We start from the raw sequence: 18,307 nt of genomic DNA on the forward strand, positions 1-18,307 counted from the left end.
GATTAGCGGATGAAGCGGAATTCGGCGGAGGCGTAGAGCGCTTGGATGAGCGCCATCCAGGCGGCGGAGTTGGCGTCCTTGGCTTCCACCAAGGTGTCCACCGCGGTGAGGTCGTTGCGCGGCATGTCGTCGGGATTGACGGCGGCGTTGTTATCCGTCGTGCCGTCACCGGTTTGCCCTGCGTTGTCGGCAAGCTGAACGACTGACTCTGGGGGCGAGGCTTGCTGGCCTTGCCAGTTCGCTGCGAAGTTCCCGATGAAGTCCTGGGCACGGGCCAGATCCGATTCGGATGCCTGGCGTCCCAGAATCCGGGCGTAGAGATCGTGCAGCTTGTCCTTCTCCGCGCGGGATTCCTTGGCCAAAGACTCGGCATAGGTAAGTGCCTGGCCTCGCACGAAGGACGAGTTCAGGAAGAACAGCGCCTGTCCCGGCACCGTGGTGGCATCGCGCCGGCCGGTGACCAAGGTCTGCGACACTGGGTCGAAGGCCTCCAATGACTTGGGAGTCATGCCGCGCAAGAGTGGCAGGTAGATGCTGCGGGCCAACTCGCGGTCCGAGCGGTCCTGCACGGCCTTTGCTTCCTGGCCGTTGTCGCGGATCTCGACCATGCGGAGCTTCTTCACCGCCGGTTCCTCATGCGGCTGATCTAGCAGGCGACCGTTGGCGCTCAGGATCGAGTCACGGATTTCCTCGGCGGCCATGCGGCGCGGCGTATGACGCCATACCAAACGGTTCGCGGGATCCTTGAGGTGATGGTCTTCCGGTTCGTCGCTGCCCAGGCGATAGGCGCGGCTCAATACCAGCTCGCGCACGAGCTTCTTCACCGACCAGTCTTCCTCGATGAAGCGTGATGCGAGGTAGTCCAAGAGTTCCGGATGCGATGGCTTGTCGCCGGTGACGCCGAAGTTGTCCGTGGTGACGACCAGGCCGCGGCCGAAGAGATGCTGCCAGGTGCGGTTTGCGATCACCCGCGGGGTGAGCGGATTGGCGGGGCTGGTCAGCCACTGTGCGAGTTCGAGGCGACCGCTATGCGCGGGATTCACCGTCGGCGCACCGGGCACCTCGAAGGCCGTCAGGAATCCACGCGGAACCACCGGACCGAGACGTTCGGCCTCGCCGCGGATACGGACCTGAGTATCGGCAATCTTGGCGGCCTCGCGGACGCCGTGGACGGCGTAGCCTTGGGCCGCGGGATCGGTGAGAGCCATCAGATCGGCCTGAGCGCGCTCGTAGCGGACGCGGAAGGGACGCTGGGTTGGCTGGCCGTTCTTGCCCGGTTTCAGGCCCTCCGGTGTGCCGCGGATCTCGTCCCATGCCTTCTTCGCCTCCGCGACCTTCGCCTCCAGCTCGGCTACCTGCTCGGCGGGTGGCGGCGGTAAATCCGTCGAGAGCCGGATCAAGTTACGGGAATCGTAGTAGTCGAGACCACCGCCGCCCATCTTGTTGCGGACCCCTGCCCCGTCCTCGGTGGAGGTGAAGATGCCCGCCAACGAGTAGTAATCGGTGGTCGGCACCGGATCGGTCTTGTGATCGTGGCAACGCGCGCAGCTCACGGTGAGCCCGAGCACAGAGCGGCTCACGGTATCGATCTTCTCGTCCACGTTATCCATCTGGAAGCGGACCTTGAAGCGCTGATTCACGTCCTTCACGCCGAGCGCGAGGAAGCCGGTGGCCGTGAGCAGGCGGTCCCGCTCCGGTGCATCGGCGGCGGGCAAGAGGTCGCCGGCGATCTGCTCCTGGATAAAGCGATCAAAGGGCAGATCGCGGTTCACCGCATCCAGCACGTAGTCCTTGTACTTCCAGGCGTGCGGATAGGGGATATTGCGCGAGGGTCCGGTGGATTCACCGTAACGGGCGACATCCAGCCAGTGGCGTCCCCACTGTTCGCCGAAGGCCCGCGAGGCCAGCAGGCGGTCGACTTCCTTCTCGTAAGCTTGCGGCGAAGGATCGCGCTCAAAGGCAGCCAAGGCCTCCGGAGCGGGTGGCAGTCCAGTGAGGTCAAAAGTCAGGCGGCGCAGCAGCACATCCGGCGTGGCATCCGCCACCGGTGGCAACTTCTCCTGCTCCAGGCGCGCGAGGACAAAGCGGTCGATCTCGCTCTGCGGCCACGAGGCGTCGGCCACCTCGGGCGGCGCCGGCTTCTTCAGCGGCTGATAGGCCCAGTGCGACTTACGATTTTTCTCGTAGTTCGCCTTAACCCTGCCGAGGTCCTCCGGCAGCTTCTCCAAGGGCCAAGCCGCACCGTCCGCGATCCAAGTCCGCAAATCCGCGATCTGCTCCCCGGAGAGCGGATCACTTTCCTTCGGCATCAGCAGGCGCTGCTGGGTGTGCACCACCCGCTGGATCAAGACACTCTTGTCAGGATCCCCCGGCACCACCGCGGGACCATTGTTGCCGCCGTTGAGCAGGCCATTCAGATCGTCCACGCGCAGATCGCCGGCAGCCTTCGTATCGGCGGAGTGGCAGCCGTAGCACTTCTCACTGAGGATCGGACGGACCCGTTTCTCGAAGAACTCGAGCTTCGCGGGATCCTGCTGCTGCGCCACGGCGCTCGGCACGGCGATGCCCAATAAAGGCAGCCAGCGGAGGAACGCGAATGGTTTTTGGAGTTTGGAAGGTAACATACTAAGGTATAAATCAGAACAAAATGCCTCCCCTCAGAGAGTTCGGGACGCAGAGACCCCGCAAAGGCGCGGATCAGCCCGCACTAAGGCTCACGCCGGACAAATCACAGCCGGTCGGAACCACCGGGGCACAAGGCTCCGGTGGCTTCCCGGCTGATCCGCTCAGCCACGCGGGGAGCGACAACAAAGACCGACCGGCGTCGGGGCTCGGTCGATCAGGCCACAAGAGCTGCGACGACCCGTCCAAGCGACGAGTGGATGCCGGAGCTGCTTACGCATCATGGGAAGAAACATGTGTGAAGTGCAGGAGAGAGTTTCGATTCACCGCGACGGTCGGGCCTTCGCCCGTCCCGCGAACCGCGGTACCCACGTCAACTTGCTCCCCTGCGCGGGGTCGCCGAACACCCTTTGGCCTCGTTGGGGGAGGTCAAAGGCGGCTGACGGAGCAACTAATGCATATTGATCGGTGGGAATTCAACCGGTTTTTTCGGACGCATGGCTTTTTGTGGCTAACAGATTCACACCAAGGACCTAGCAACTACAGGAAATCGGTGAGCGCCTTCAGGTAATTGTCGAAGGCTTCCACCTGCGGGGCATGCCCCACGCCCGGCAGGGCCACCAGCTTGGCCCCCGGAATGGCGGCGGCGGCGGCTTTTCCCAAGTCCTGATACTGCCCCATCGTAGCGGCCACCTCCTTCGCCACGAGGTTCTTGCCGATCGCGGTGCGGTCGCGCTCGCCGATGATCAGCAGCGTCGGCACCTTCAAGTCCGGGAACTCGTAGAGCACCGGCTGGGTCACCACCATGTCCGAGGTGATCGCCGTGATCCGGGCCATCTTCTCCTTGTCCGGGCCCTTCATCCAGCCGGCTTGGATGGTGACCAGGGAATCGTATTCCTCCTTCCACTTCCCATCGAAGTAGACCGTCCGCATGTACTCCTTCACCGACTCCGGCCCTTTCTTGAGCTCCGCGGCCGTGGCGGCATCAATGCTCTGGTAGGGCACCTTGCGTTTCCAATCCTCGAGGCCGATGGGATTGACCAGCACCAGCTTCTCCGTGGCGGCCGGGAACATCAGCGCGAAACGGGTCCCGACCATCCCCCCCATCGAGTGCCCGACCACCTCGACCTTGGCGAGCTGCAGGTGGTCCAACAGAGCCTTCGTCTGCGCGGCCATCATCTGGAAGCTGTATTGGATATTAGTCGGCTTGCTCGATTTCCCGAAGCCGATCTGGTCGGGCATCAGCACCCGGTAGCCACGGGAGGAGAGCTCCTTCGCGGTGCGCTCCCAGTAGGCGCCGGAGAAATTCTTGCCGTGTAGCAGCAGCACGGTCTTGCCGTTCGGGTCACCCGCGGGCTTGAGGTCCATGTAGGCCATCTCCAAGGCCTGCCCCTGCTCCTGTAGCGGCAGAACCTGTACCGGGAAAGGGTAGGCGTAGCCGCTCAGGCTGGCATCCAAGGCAGGGATACCATCAGACGAAGGGCTCTGAGCGGATCCAGAAAAGGGCAAGACCACCAGGAGGGCAGCAGTGGCGGAAAGGAGTCTCCTCATCCGCGGAACTTGGCCCGGGGCGGCGGAGGTGCAAGGTCGGCAAAATTCCCGCAGGACTCCATTCCTACCGCAAAAGGTAGATTGCGACGCCCCGCCCGGCCGTGGTGAGATACTCCAATCCCAACAGCAGCGATGCCGGTCTTCAGGCCTTTTCCGTGAGAGAGAAGGCGACGGACCGCAGTTTATGGGAAAGTTCAACCCGCCCGGTGCCAACCAAAGCCACTCCTTCTTTGACCCAACTGAAATGAAATCCCGAAAATCCATGCGGCGCCTTGTTCGCCTGCTAGCCACGAGCTCCCTGCTGCTCGCCTACGCCCAAGCGGCGGATAAGATCGTATTCCTCGCCGGTGGTCGCAGCCACGGCCCGGGTGAGCACGAATTCAAAGCCGGCAGCATGCTACTGGCCAAGGCACTGAATGAAAGCGGCTTGGACATTAAAGCCGAGGTCTACGACGGCTGGCCCGCGAACGAATCGGTGCTTGATGGCGCGAAGGCTCTCGTGATCTACGCCGACGGCACCAGCGTGGTCGGCAAGGGCTGGGACAAGGTCGACAAGATGGCCAAGGCCGGGACCGGGCTGATGTTCATGCACTACGCGGTGCATCCCACCAAGGAAGAGGGAGACAAGTACTACCGCCCTTGGATCGGCGGGGCATTCGAGACGGATTTCTCGGTGAACCCTCACTGGGTGGCGGATCTCCACACCCTGCCGAATCACCCGGTCTCCCGCGGCGTGGGCTCGCTGGTCGAGGCCTACGACGAGTTCTACTACAACATCCGCTTCCGGGAGGACCGGTCCAAGGTGTTCGATCTGGTGACAGCAACTCCCGATCGGGAGCGCATGAAGCGCTACATCAATCTCTGGAACCAGTACGGCGTCGAGGGCCTGGGCAAGCAGCAGACCCTGATGTGGGGAGTCGAGCGGCCGGACGGCGGCCGCGGCGTGGGCTTCTCCGGCGGCCACTACCACCGGAACTGGTCGGTCGACGGCTTCCGCAAGATGGTGCTCAACGCGATCGTCTGGACCGCCAAGATCGAAGTCCCGGCTGACGGCGTGAAGTCCAAGCCGCTGACGGAGGATGAGCTGAATGCGAACCTCGACGACAAGGGCCAGAAGGTCCGCCTGAAGCTGGTTGAGGCCGGCGAATTCAAGCAGCTCCCTACCGCACCGGTGCAAACCGAGCGCGAGGCGGCCTTCCCCCAGAGCGGGCCGAAGAAGTTCGAGAACGCTGGTCTCAGGAAGACCGCGGCCAAGGGCGCCGCTCCGGTCAAGCCGGTGGCGGAAAGCCCGGCGATGAACTCAAAGTCCGCGCGTCTCCATGAGTTCAAGGCCAAGATCGAGGACGCCAAGGAACTTTACCTGGTGGCCTCCGACAACGGAGACATCGCCTGCGATTGGGCGGACTGGATCGAGCCGAAGATCTATTTCAAGGACGGCAGCTCGAAGGATCTCACGGACTTGCCCTGGGCTTCCGCCGAGGCCGGCTGGGGAACCAGCCAAGTCGGCAAGAATGTCGACGGCAAGCCGCTGACGATCGACAAGAAGACTTACGAGAAGGGCATCGGCACGCACGCGGCCTCGGTGATCGTTTACAAGCTGCCGGAGAATGTTCGCGGCTTCACCGCGAAGGTGGGCGTCGACGACGGCGGGATGATCCGGGACGGCCAGATGTCCGCCGCGGACGTGAAGTTCGCCGTCTACACTGAGAAGCCACCGCAAGAGGGCGAAGAAGGTGACACGCTGGTGCCGGAGGAGATGTTCTCCACGCCCGACTCCAATCTGGAGGTGAAGGTGTGGGCGACCACGCCGATGCTGCAGAACCCGACCAACATCGACTTCGACGCAGAGGGCCGGCTCTATGTAGCGGAAGGCGTGAACTACCGCAGCGCCAAGGGCACCCGGCCCGAGGGTGACCGCATCGTGGTCCTCTCGGACACGGACGGGAATGGCCAGGCGGATACCTCCGAGGTCTTCGTCCAAGACAAGAACCTGGAGTCACCTCTCGGTGTCTCGGTCCTCGGCAATCAGGTGGTGGTCTCGCAGCCGCCGGATCTGATCGTTTACACCGACGTGAACGGCGACCGGAAGTATGACCCCGCGGTGGACAAGCGCGAAGTGCTGCTGACCGGCTTCAACGCCCGCCAGCACGACCACTCGCTGCACAGTGTGACCGCGGGCCCGGACGGCAGCTGGAACTTCAACAACGGCAACTGCGGCGGGATCTTCACCGACAAGTCGGGCAAGACCTTCCGGATGGGCAGCAGCTACTACCAAAGCGGTGGCGGCACCTGGTACTCGGATACGCAATCGATCGCGGGCAAGCCCAGCGACGATGGCAAGGTCTGGGTGGGCGGCTTCTCCGTGCGCATGAATCCGGATGGCACCAATGCCCGGATCGTGGGCCACAACTACCGCAACTCCTATGAGCAGGCGCTGACTTCCTTCGGCGACATGTTCCAGAGCGACAACGACGATCCGCCGGCTTGCCGTGTGGCCGAGGTGATGGAAGGCGGGAATGCCGGCTTCTCCTCCGCCGATGGCCAGCGTTCCTGGAATGCCGACCGTCGTCCCGGCCAGGATGTGCCGACCGCCGAGTGGCGCCAGGAAGATCCGGGCACGATGCCTTCCGGTGATGTGTATGGCGGCGGCTCGCCGACCGGCGTGGCCTTCTACGAGAATGGCGCGTTGGGCGACAAGTGGCAGGGCCTGCTCCTCGCCTGCGAGGCCGGCAAGAACGTGATCTACGGCTACCTGCCGGAGCGGGACGGCGCGGGCTTCAAGCTGCAGCGCATCGACTTCCTCACTTCCAACAAGGAGAAGGAGTTCGCGGGTTCTGACTTCCAAGGCGGCAAGCCGAACAACGACTTGAAGACCCGCTTCCGCCCGTCGGATGTCACCGTGGGTCCGGATGGCGCGCTCTACGTCGCCGACTGGTTTGACCCACGCGTGGGCGGTCACGGCACGATGGACAAGGCCGGCACCGGCACGATCTACCGGATCGCGCCGAAGGGCTTCAAGCCGGTGGTGCCGAAGATCGACCTCAGCACGACCGAAGGCCAGATCACCGCGCTCAAGAGCCCGGCGGTCAACGTCCGCAACAGCGGTTTCGTGAAATTGAAGGCGCAGGGTGAGAAGGCGGTTCCGGCCGTCGCAGCGCTGCTCAAGGATGCGAACCCCTACATCGCCGCGCGTGCCGTGTGGCTGCTGGCCCAAATGGGTCCCGCCGGTGAGAAGGCCGCTGCGGAGCTGCTGGACTCCAGCGATGCCCGCGTTCGTCTCGTTGCCTGCCGTGCCGCCCGTGCCGCAGGTGCGGATGTGGTGAAGCTCGCCGACAAGATGGCGGGAGATGCCTCACCGATGGTGCGGCGCGAGATCGCTCTCTCGCTGCGCGATGTGCCGGCGGACAAGGCCTTGCCTTCCCTGGTGACCATCGCCGGGAAGTTCGATGGCAAGGACCGCGCCTATCTCGAAGCCTTCGGCCTCGGCTGCTCGGGCAAGGAAGCCGTGGTCTACGAGGCACTGCGTAGCAAGGTGACCGCCGCACCGGATGCGTGGACGGATGCCTTCGCCTGGCTGGCTTGGCGCTTGCACCCGGCACAAGCCGCAGCAGACCTGAAGGCCCGCGCGCTTTCGCCAAAGGTCAGCCCGGATCAGTCGAAGTTGGCGCTCACCGCGCTGGGCTTCACCGGCAGCGCCGCCGCTGCCACCGGGATGATCGAGCTCGCGAACACCAACGGCTATGTCCACAAGGACTTGGCAAACTGGTGGGTGAACAACCGCAAGGGCAACCTCTGGAAGCCCTACAATGTGGATGGCATCCTCAAGACGATGGGCCAGGATCCGGCCAATGCGAAGCTAGTGGCCGTCGAGATGCCCGCCGAGCCGGCGAATGCACCGAAACTGCCGCCAGCTGAGGAGATCGCGAAGCTCCAGGGCGATGCCGCACGCGGCAAGACCGCCGTGGCTGCTTGCTTCATGTGCCACCACATTGGCGATGCTGGTACCGACTACGGTCCGGACCTCACCGCCTTTGGCAAGCAGCAGCCTGCAGAGGTGATCATCGGAGCGATCGTGAATCCCTCCGCGGATATCTCGCATGGCTACGACGGCACGGAGATCAAGACCAAGGATGGCATCACCATCATGGGCATGGTCCTCAGCGAGGGCGACCCGGTCATCGTGAAGTGCATGGGTGGCCAGATGCAGACGATCTCGAAGTCCCGCATCGCCAGCATGAAGAAGATGGAGAAGTCCCTGATGTATCCGCCTTCCCTTCTGGGCCTGACGCCCCAGAGCGTGGCGGACATCGCGGCCTATCTGAAGAGCCTCTGATCTGAAACGACAAAGGCCCCGGTCCTGAAAAGGACCGGGGCCTTTTTGTTGGCATTTGAAATCAAGGCGCGGACTTCACGAAGCCGCTGCCGACATACACCTTGTAGTCCTTGATCCGTCCCGGGTTGTTTCCCGTGCGGGGGGTGTAGCGGAAGCCGCCGACGGCGGTCTTCGCGCCGAGATCAATTGCCAAGCGGTGTGGATACGCCGGTGACTGCGTCTTCCACTCGGTGTGCCAGAAGTCAGCGGTCTGGCCGTTGATCGCGTTCGAAGCGGATCCGTCTTCGCCGACCAGTTCCTCACTGTCGACGTAGGCGATAGTCCAGCTCGAGTGGGAGATCGAGTTGCCCGAAGGGTCGAGCAGGTCCAGCTCGGAGATCGCGGCATAGGGCTTGCCGTCGTGGGCATTCAGCGCTTCGAGCACGAACTGGGATCCTTCCAGCGGCTTGGCGAACTTCACATCCTGCACCTCACTGCCGGGCTTGAAGCTGGAACTGAGATCGGCGGGGTGATTGCCGAGCTCCAAGCTGCTCTTCTTGGTGCCTTTGACTGCGAAATCGAGTTCGGGGTGAAGCTCGTCGAGAATCGGCTTCGCCAGTCCGGCCATCACCGGCTCGCGCGGTCCGGTTAGATCAAGCACCACCACTTCATTGTCGCCTGCCTTGAGCCAAGCCCCGGGGAGATAGGCGGTCTGCGTCGGGCCGATGCTCCAGTGCCGGGCGAGGCAGTGGCCATTCACCCAGATCACACCCTTTCCCCAAGCCCGGAGGTCAAGGAAGGTATCTGCGGCAGTCGCGAGCTTGAAGTTGCCGCGCCAGAACTTCGGGCCGCTTTCATCCTTCGCCGCAGGCTTCCATTTCAGTGCGGCCAGCATCGGTGTATCGAGCTTCAGCGCGAAGACTTCCCAGTCGCCCTTCAGCTCGTTGGTCTGCGTGCCCGCCACCAGCTGAACCTTGCCCTGGATGCCCTTGCGGTCGTGGATCTCGGTGCCGAAGTTCACGTGGCCCATCGCTTCGACGAGAATGTCGAGGCGCGCCGGCGTCTTGCGCTCGGGCAGATTGACGGAGAAGCGCCGTGAGCGACGATCCATGACCCCGACTTCCTTGCCATCGACGAAGACCCAGGCAAAGTCGTGGACTTGATCAAGTTGAAGTTTTGCCGCCGGACCTACGGGAAGCATCGTACGATAAACGGTGCAACCGTGACCCTGGTCATAGGCTTCCATGTTTTTCGGCGCGCTGTCCTTGATCGCCTGCGGGAGGTTCGCAAAGACATCAGCCGTTTCCGTGAGCTTGAACTGCGGCACGGCGGCCACCGCCATCGGTGCCGGCGGCTCAGGCAGCTTCTCGCCCGGCAGCAGGTAGCGTGACATCAGCTTGCGGGTAAGATCGAACTTGTCGCCGACCCAACCGGCTTCGCTGATCGGCGCATCGTAGTCGTAGCTGCTGGTATCCGGCTTGAAAGGCCGGTCCGCACCGGCCCACATGCCGAAGGAGGTCCCGCCGTGCGCCATGTAGATGCTGAAGGATGCTCCCTCCTTGAGCATGTATTCGAGATCCTTGAGGTAAGCATCCGTCTTGCCGAGGTGGTGCGGAGCGCCCCAGGTATCGAACCATCCGGGATAAAACTCGCCGCACATCAGCGGGCCCTTCGGTTGCACCTCGCGCAGCTTCTTGAAGCCGGTCGCCGGATCGCTGCCGAAGTTCACCACGTTGAAGAGATCGTCACGCTTGCCATTGGCGAGGTTACCGGTGGGGTTGCAGGCGAAGAGCGGAATATCGAAGCCCGCATCGATCGTCGCTTGGCGCATGCGCCCCATGTACTCGGTGTCCTTGCCGTAGAAGCCGTACTCATTCTCGACCTGCGCCATCAGGATCGGCCCGCCCTTCGTGACCTGCAAGGGGCCCAGCACCCGGCCGACTTCCGCCAGCCATGCCTTGCTCGCCGCCATGAAGTCGGCGTCCTGCGAGCGCAGCGCGATGTTCGGCTTCTTGAGCAACCACCATGGCAGGCCGCCGCCATCCCACTCGGCACAGGCATAGGGGCCCGGCCGCAGGATTACCCACAGGCCTTCCTCCTGTGCGAGGCGGCAGAACTCCGCCGCATCCGCCTGCCCTTCCCAGTTGTATTTCCCCTGCTCGAATTCATGCAGGTTCCAGAAGAGATAAGCGCAGACAGCATTCAGGCCCATCGCCTTGCAGAGCTGCAGGCGCTGGCGCCAGTACTCCTTCGGGACCCGCGCGAAGTGAAGTTCGCCACAGCGGATCTGCAGACGCTGGCCATCGAGCAGGAGATCCTTCTCGCCGATCTCGAAGCGGTGCTTCGGGGTGGTTGGTGCTTGAGCTAGGGAATCCGTGGGATGAATGGCCGCAAGACCGAGGGCCAGCGCGAGGATTGACGAGGGTTTCATGGCAAAAGGCGTTCTTGGGGACTGAAATCATACCAGTCCAAGCAACACCTTGCAAAGCCTCCCCAAGCAATCAGGTCCAGCCCCGATCCCGCCATTGGCGGAAGGAGAAGCCCTTCCTTGGCAAACGCCGTCCCGATCCACGGCCAGAATGTATGTTCTGGCCGCGGAATGGCGGAATCTTACCAGCCCAGCTTACTCCGCTGCCTTCACCTCCAAGCCGTCGAAGCGAACGTGGGTGTCGACCACCCGCAGGCCGACACTGCCCTTTGCGTAGGTCTCATCCTTTGCGCTCAGCACCTCCTTGCCATCCACTCCGACTGAAATCTGTGAACCCTTGACCGTGACGCCCAAGGCCACCGGCTTGCTCAAGTCCGCCGTGATCGGCTCACGCGCAATCTCCTTCCACGACGAGCCATCTGTCTTGCCAAGTACGACAATCTTCGTAGCCGGGACAATGCCCGCGAAGTAGCCGCGCTGGGCATCAAAGCCGACGGAGGGCTCCGTGACGCGGAACAAAAGACCGGCATCACGATCACCCTTCACGATGCTGATGCGTATGCTCGCGGTGAAGTCGGTGAACTCACCGCCATCCAGCACCAGCTTTTCACCAGTGCGATAGGCATTCACCGGATCCTTTGGCGGTGCACCGAGTTCCACGCCCTCCTTCGTCACGGCGAGAAACTGCTGGTGACCATAGTAGGAGAAGCCGTCGAGATCCCTCGCGTCTTTGAAGCTCGCCGAGACCGGCAGCTTCGGAGCCGCTACCTTTTCACCCGAGGGCCGCTCGATGGAGGAGCCCGGAGCCACCGGCGCGCCAAAGTCCGGGAAGCCCGCCTTGAAGGTGAAGGGCTGTGCATAGATCGAGCGCAACCAGTTGCCCTTGCGCTCACGCTTCGCGTGGAAGACCTGCCACCACTCCTTGCCATCCGGGCTTTTCACAAAGCCACCATGGCCGACGCCGAAGGTCTGCTCGGTCGCGCGGAAGACCGGCTCTGAATGCTTCTGCCAGGAGGCAGGATCCAGCGGATCCTTTCCGGTGAGCTCCAGCAAGCCGAGCTTGTAGGTCGGCAGCCAGGAAGCGGCGGTCGAATAGATCAGGAAGGTGCGACCATCGTTCTGCAGGATCTGCGGACCCTCCGCGAGGCCACGAGTGCCTTCCTTCTCCTCGGTGCGTTCCCACACATAGGTGTCATTCGCGGCGATGCGGACCCGCGGGCCGGCCAGCTCCACCGGCGACTTCATCGGTGCAATGTAGAGATACTGGTTGTCGCTGCCCGGCTTGTCCCAGCCGGACCAGACCGCGTAGAGCTTGCCGTCCTGCTTGAAGGTCATCATGTCGATGGCCCAGATGTTCGGCGACTTGCCGTCCGCGCCATCGCCTGTCGCGAGGGGCCCGTGAACCTTGTAGGGACCGAGCGGATTGGCACCCTCGGACTCCAGAGCATACGCCAGATGGTTCGCGTTTTTCCCATCCGAAGCCGCGACGTAGATGTAGAACTTCCCGTCGATGAACTGCAGCTCCGGTGCCCACACTTCCTTCGAGTAAGGCCCGCTCTCCGGCGCGGTCCAAACCACATGCGGCGTACCCAAGGAAGTCAGCCGGTCCGAGACCCACAGCGCTACGCCTTGGTTCCCCGCCGACTGGCACCAGATGTACTGGTCGCCATGGCGGATCACACAGGGATCCGCGCCCTCCGCGATCGGATTGACGAACGTGTCTGCCATAGCGGCAGGCAGGAGAGCGGCAGAGAAGAGAAGTGCGCGAATCACAAGACCATGGGGATAAATGCCCCGGAAACCCCGGACAACTGGAAACTCCCGCTGCGATTCCATGTTTCCCCTTTGATCTGTCGTCCGCAGGGTGTTCTATCCCAATGTGAAAAAGCCATCCCTCATGCTCATCATCTCGGCCGCAATACCGCTACTCTCGGGCAGCTTCGCGCGTGGCGCGGAGAGCGACAAGCCTCCCGCAGCGGAAAAGGAGACCGAAGCCACGGACAAGGGCGCGGATGACTTCAAGCTTCTGGCCGCTGAGTCCATCGGTAAAATCCGCCACGACCAGAAAGCCGCCGACCTGATCAAACTCTACGGCGAACCCAAGTCGAAGGGTAAGCCCGAGATGTGGGAAGCAATCGGCGAATGGGTGGAGGAATGGAAATATCCCGCCCTCGGCGTGACGGTGAGGATGAGCTCCGAAAAGAAAGACGGCCCCAAGAAGGTGCTCGTCGCAATCGCCGGCAAGGGCTGCGAACTCGCCACCGCCCGTGGTATCAAAGTGGGCAGCACGCGCGCCGAAGTGGTGAAGGCCTATGGTGACGTCCAAGAGAAGTCTTCCGAAGATCCTCCCGCGGAAGCGGACAAGGACCAGGACAAGAAAGACAAAGAAGAAGAGAGCTTCGTCGCCGGCTCCATCTATGGCGGGCTGATCTTCAGCTTCAAGGACGGGAAGGTCAGCGAGATTCTCTTGGGAGCAGCCGCAGAGTGAGGGGCCGGGCGGTCATTTCCGCCGTTCAGCTCATCAAGCGCCCCACGACGAGATCACCCAGAAAGTGGTCCAGCTCCCTGCGCGATTCCGGTATCTTGATCCCCATCGCACGCAGGCCCACGCTCGCCATCGGTCCGAGAGCCTTCTTCAGCATCCGCAGGTCGGTCTCGAAAGGATCAAAGCGCTCGTGATTGGCATCCGCTGGGGTGCGATCGATGCGGACGACGAGGTCGGCGATGAAGCGGGTGGTGTGGGCCAACTTGTCGAAGTTGATCCAGCCCATCGTGTCCTGTGGCGTGTGATAGTACCTTCCCATCCCGCAGCTCAGGAATAGGAAGGGCTGTCCGGCATCCACGAAAGCCGCGTGGTCGGACACCGGACCCACGTAGCGATGCAGGACCGAGAGAACCCTCAGCTCGTCCGCATCCTTGGCCGCCGCCTCTACAATTGCCGGGAAGCTTCCATCACTCTCCGCCCCCATCACGCCAATGAGGTTCTTGAGATGGGGCAGCAGCGTCTTCACCGGCCCCGGGATCGGCAGCCCGCCATCCGTGGCATCATGACCGACGAGATCCGTCACAATGACTGCGGCGAAGTCGATATCGCCACAGTAGTCCTCACAGAAACGCCGCGAACCCATGCATTCCCCGAGGAAGAAGGGCGGTTCCTCCGCATCGAAGAAAGCAATGATCAGATCCCGCTCCAAGGGCTCCTGCACGAAATGGTCCGCAAGCAGGAGATTGTGAGCCACAGAGGTCGCATTGTCATCGACACAGGGAGCATCGATCACGCTGTCGTAGTGCGCCCCTAACAGGATGGGCGGCAGGCTGCGGTCGCGACCGGGAATCACGCCGACCAGATTGATGAAGCCCTGAAGCTCACGCGTGTTCGGATGAAGCCGCTCGTAGGGAAGCTCAAATGAGCCGCCTTCGAAGGGCTTCAGCCCGATCCGCTCCATCTGCCCGAGCAAGTACTCGCGGGCCACATCATGTCCGGGCTGGCCGACGCGGCGGCCAGCCGGCAGGGCCAGCGCCTGACTGTGTTCCGTCAGGCGCTGGACGAGGATCTTGTGAGGAAGCTGCATGTGCCTACTGCAGGATAAACAAGCCGTTTACCCTCCCACAGACACAGTGAGGCTCCGCTCTGTTGAGGTGACGATATTGCCCATGGCGCCAGCGAAGCGCAAGAGACCCACGGTGGCCTGCTTCTTGATCGAGTCCATCAGCACGAGGAAGAGGATGTAAGCCTCGTTCTTGTATTCGACCAGCGGGTCCTTCTGTCCCTGCGCGCGCAGGTAGACGCCTTCGCGCAGCTCGTCCATTTCCCTGAGGTGCTCTTGCCAGAGCCCGTCGATGGCGGAGATCACCAGCAGGCGTTCCTCCCGATCCACGAGCTCCGCCGGCAGTGCGGCCACGCGGCGTTCATAGGCATCCCGGACCTTGGCCACGATGCCCGCGGTGAGCTTGTCGATCCGGTTCATGTCGAGTTCTTCCTCGCTGAGCTCGACATGCAGGTTGCGGCGCACCCAATCGACCAGCGGCCGGTGATCCGGATCCTCCGGGTCACATTCGGAGACATGTTCCTCCACCTTGGCACCGATCCCGCCAGCCAAGACTTCGTGGACAAGCTGCCGCATGTCGCCCGTGGAGAGCACGTCATTGCGGTAGCTGTAGACGATCTCGCGCTGGAGGTTCATCACATCGTCGAAGTCGAGGACGCGCTTGCGGCCCTTGTAGTCACTTTGCTCGACCTGGATCTGGGCGGTTTCCACCAGGCTGCCCAGCGACGACCCGCCGCGCTTGCCTGCCTGTTCGAGCAAGGCCGCCATCCGGGCCGGCTCGGCGTGATTCCGCATCAGGTCGTCTTCCAGAGAGATGAAGAACTGCGCTCCTCCGGGATCACCCTGGCGGGAACAACGGCCGCGCAGCTGCCGGTCCACCCGCCGCGACGAATGGCGCTCAGTGCCGATGACCAGCAAGCCGCCAAGCTCCGCGACGCCAGCGCCCAGCTTGATGTCGGTACCACGGCCGGCCATGTTGGTGGACACGGTCACCGCACCGCGCTGTCCGGCCAGAGCCACGATCTCGGCTTCCTGCTGATGGAACTTCGCGTTCAGCACTGTGTGGGGAACCTTCGACCGCTTCAGCATCCGCGAAACGGTTTCCGATGCTTCCACGGACGCGGTTCCGACCAATACCGGCTGGCCCTTCGCATGTGCGCTTTCGATTCGCTCGACGAGCGCGTTGTACTTGTCGCGACGCGTCTTGAAGATCAGGTCATTGTCGTCGATCCGCTTGCTCGGGGCATTGGTCGGGATCGGCAAGACATCGAGCTTGTAGATGTCGTGGAACTCCGCGGCCTCGGTCGAGGCGGTGCCGGTCATGCCAGCGAGCTTCTCGTAAAGCCGGAAGTAGTTCTGGATGGTGATGGTCGCGTAGGTCCGGTTCTCCTTCTCCACTGCAACCCGCTCCTTGGCCTCCACGGCCTGGTGCAGACCGTCGGACCAGCGGCGACCTTCCATTTCACGGCCGGTGCTCTCGTCCACGATGCTGACCTTGCCCTCGCGCACGACGTAGTGGACGTCCCGCTCGAAGAGGCAGTGGGCCTTGAGCAACTGCGAGATGGCATGAACCTTCAGCGCCTGCTCTTCCCGCCGCTGCACAAGGGCAGCGATGGCGGACTCCTTCTGTTCCGGATTGAGATCGCGGTTCGCCCGGATCGCGTCGAGCTCCGCACCCGCATCAGGAAGCGTGAACGAATCCGGATCATCGGGATCGAGGAAAAGCCGACCCTTCTCCATCAGGTCGGCGGCGCGCGACTTCTCGTCGACGGCGAAGAACAGCTCCTCCTTCAGCTTGTGCAGGTCCTTCTGGAACATCTGCCGGTGGAAGGTCAGCTCCGTGCTTTCCAGCAGGCGCCGCCGCTCGGGATTCTCCATCAAGCGCAGGAACTGGCGGTTGCGCGGCTGGCCGAGTTTCAGCTTCAGCAGCAGCAGACCCGCCTCCTTGCTATTCCCCGCGTCCAGCAACTGCTTCGCCTCGGCGGCGATCCGGTTGCAGAGCTCCGTCTGGCGTTTCACCAGCTTCTCGACGGCCGGGTTGTAGAATTCGAAGGGCTTCGCGGAGTCCGGCGAGGGGCCGGTGATGATCAGTGGCGTACGGGCATCGTCGATCAGCACCGAGTCCACTTCGTCAATGACCGCGAAGTAGTGGCTGCGCTGGACCTGCTCCTCCTTGGTCGAGGCCATCCCGTTGTCCCGCAAGTAGTCGAAGCCGAACTCGGAGTTGGTGCCGTAGGTGATGTCACAGCCGTAGGCTTGGTGCCGCAAGTGGGGCGGCAATTGGTTGAAGATGCAGCCCACGCTGAGGCCGAGGTAGCGGAAGAGCGTGCCCATCCACTCCGCATCGCGTTGCGCCAGGTAATCGTTCACCGTGACCACGTGCACGCCTAGCCCGGTCAGGGCATTCAGGAAGATCGGCAAAGTGCCCACCAGGGTCTTGCCCTCGCCGGTCATCATTTCGGCGATCATCCCGCGGTGGATGGCGACCCCGCCCAGCAGCTGGACGTCGAAATGCACCATCTCCCAGCGCTGCGCTTGGCCGCCGAGGAGAATCTCAGTACCGCACAGGCGGCGCGCCGCGTTTTTCACCACCGCGTAGGCCTCGGGCAGTATCCGCTCCAGATAGCCCGCGCGGGGCTTCTGGAACTTTTCCTCCGCCGCGAGGAATGCTGCCTTCGCGTCCTCGATCGAGGAGACCGACGGCAAGACAATGGAGGGCAGGGTCGAGAACTCGCGCGCCAGGACCTTGCAGCGGCCTTGGATCGAATCCGCCACCGACTTGAGCTCGGCCTCGGTCATCTGCTCGAGCTGGACCTTGGTGGGGACCTTGAGCGGATGGTAGCGGGCAAGGTGCTCGCGCCAGGTCTGGGTGAGTTCGAGTAGCTTCTCGGCTGGCTCGCGCTGGAGCTGCTCCTCGATCTCATTGATGCGGGCGACCGTGGGCCGAAGGCGGCGGAGTTCACGCTCGTCCTTGCCACCCATCAGTTTCGGGAAAAGCCACTGGATCATCGTGCGAGGAGGGTTGAGGTGAATGAGGACCGGCGTGCGGAAGCCGGGGCAAAAATCAGCAATAGAAGCGTTGAAAAAGTGATCATCGGATTACTTAGGGTTGAGAAGTTTCCGCCATCGTTCTCAACGAGGCGCGGAAACCTGGCACCTCATCGTCAACGAGAGGTGCCGTCACAGGGGCGAATGAAACCTCCGCGATCCAAGAAGGGATCAGCGGTCGGATGGAAAGCATGGTGCCGGCAAGCACCCACCCTTCCGGGCAAGTGTCGCGACGAGCTCGCAGCGCGAACTCTTCTCAAGCTTCCACTGGGGGCGCCCTTCCCTGGATACCTCCCCAACGCGGATCCTCCGCGGGCAGCTCCCGAAGCACCTCGATCCCGAGACGCTGCGACGGAAGCCTCAAAAACAAACCACTGCCGCTGACGACAGGCACCAGTTCCGCGAGCGGGCGCGGATGGACCACCGGTGCCGGCAAATCGTCCGACTGGTGAACCAAGCCGATCTCCTCCCCGCTTATCTTCTTGGCCCCGGCCAAGTGATCAGGAGCCAAGCCATTCCAACCCAGCCAGAACGACAGCGCCACTATCCAGGGAATCCATGTCCCGGGGGTGAACTTGTCCTCGCTGGCGGTCATTGGGAGAGATGCTGTGCTCCTCTTGGGAAGCGGCAGCCGCTGAGAGGCTCGGTGAGAACCGCGATTTGTCAAATGATGGTCGGGCTGGCGGGATTCGAACCCACGACCCCCTGCCCCCCAGGCAGGTGCGCTACCAGACTGCGCTACAGCCCGTTTACCATCTCGGCGACGGGGCGGCGAGACAATCAGGCCAAATCCCGGTT

9 protein-coding genes and 1 tRNA gene are annotated in these 18,307 nt (G+C 62.8%); 2 read left to right on the top strand and 8 right to left on the bottom strand.

Features of this window, described 5'->3' with window-relative positions; translation table 11 throughout:
* Window positions 1-2: 2 nt before the first annotated feature.
* Together BV071_RS15560 and BV071_RS15565 are read right to left on the bottom strand one after the other, a co-directional pair.
* Window positions 3-2,624, bottom strand: a complete 2,622-nt coding sequence (locus BV071_RS15560; RefSeq protein WP_035608964.1) for a PSD1 and planctomycete cytochrome C domain-containing protein — start codon at window positions 2,622-2,624, stop codon at window positions 3-5.
* A gap of 538 nt (window positions 2,625-3,162) precedes the next feature.
* Window positions 3,163-4,173: an alpha/beta hydrolase gene (locus BV071_RS15565; protein ID WP_035608966.1), complete on the bottom strand. Its 1,011-nt coding sequence runs from the start codon at window positions 4,171-4,173 to the stop codon at window positions 3,163-3,165.
* A gap of 262 nt (window positions 4,174-4,435) precedes the next feature.
* Between BV071_RS15565 and BV071_RS34315 the strand changes: the two genes are divergently transcribed.
* The gene (locus BV071_RS34315) at window positions 4,436-8,506 is read left to right on the top strand and encodes a PVC-type heme-binding CxxCH protein (RefSeq protein WP_265594490.1); all 4,071 of its coding nucleotides are present in this window, start codon (window positions 4,436-4,438) and stop codon (window positions 8,504-8,506) included.
* Window positions 8,507-8,567: 61 nt separating this feature from the next.
* Here BV071_RS34315 and BV071_RS15575 read toward each other — a convergent pair whose 3' ends face one another.
* Together BV071_RS15575 and BV071_RS33050 are read right to left on the bottom strand one after the other, a co-directional pair.
* Entirely contained in the window at window positions 8,568-10,916 is a 2,349-nt protein-coding gene (locus BV071_RS15575; RefSeq protein WP_035608968.1) for a beta-galactosidase, read from the bottom strand.
* 192 nt (window positions 10,917-11,108) lie between these two features.
* Window positions 11,109-12,641 carry a family 43 glycosylhydrolase gene (locus tag BV071_RS33050; RefSeq protein ID WP_052573403.1) on the bottom strand — a complete coding sequence of 511 codons (1,533 nt, stop codon included), beginning with the start codon at window positions 12,639-12,641 and terminating at the stop codon, window positions 11,109-11,111.
* A gap of 169 nt (window positions 12,642-12,810) precedes the next feature.
* Here BV071_RS33050 and BV071_RS15585 point away from each other — a divergent pair, with 169 nt between their 5' ends.
* Entirely contained in the window at window positions 12,811-13,401 is a 591-nt protein-coding gene (locus BV071_RS15585; RefSeq protein ID WP_265594491.1) for a hypothetical protein, read from the top strand.
* Window positions 13,402-13,426: 25 nt separating this feature from the next.
* Here the strand turns inward: BV071_RS15585 and BV071_RS33055 are convergent, their stop codons facing one another.
* From BV071_RS33055 to BV071_RS15605, 4 genes are all read right to left on the bottom strand, one after another.
* Complete coding sequence (locus tag BV071_RS33055; protein ID WP_052573404.1) at window positions 13,427-14,485, bottom strand: M28 family peptidase; 1,059 nt, start codon at window positions 14,483-14,485, stop codon at window positions 13,427-13,429.
* Between the two features lie 27 nt (window positions 14,486-14,512).
* Window positions 14,513-17,470, bottom strand: coding sequence for a preprotein translocase subunit SecA (secA, locus tag BV071_RS15595; protein WP_052573405.1), 2,958 nt, complete (start codon window positions 17,468-17,470; stop codon window positions 14,513-14,515).
* Between the two features lie 295 nt (window positions 17,471-17,765).
* Window positions 17,766-18,104 carry a hypothetical protein gene (locus tag BV071_RS15600; protein ID WP_035608974.1) on the bottom strand — a complete coding sequence of 113 codons (339 nt, stop codon included), beginning with the start codon at window positions 18,102-18,104 and terminating at the stop codon, window positions 17,766-17,768.
* A gap of 76 nt (window positions 18,105-18,180) precedes the next feature.
* Window positions 18,181-18,257, bottom strand: a tRNA-Pro gene (locus BV071_RS15605).
* Window positions 18,258-18,307 lie beyond the last annotated feature (50 nt).

The organism is Haloferula sp. BvORR071, from assembly GCF_000739615.1.
GTDB lineage: Bacteria > Verrucomicrobiota > Verrucomicrobiia > Verrucomicrobiales > Akkermansiaceae > Haloferula.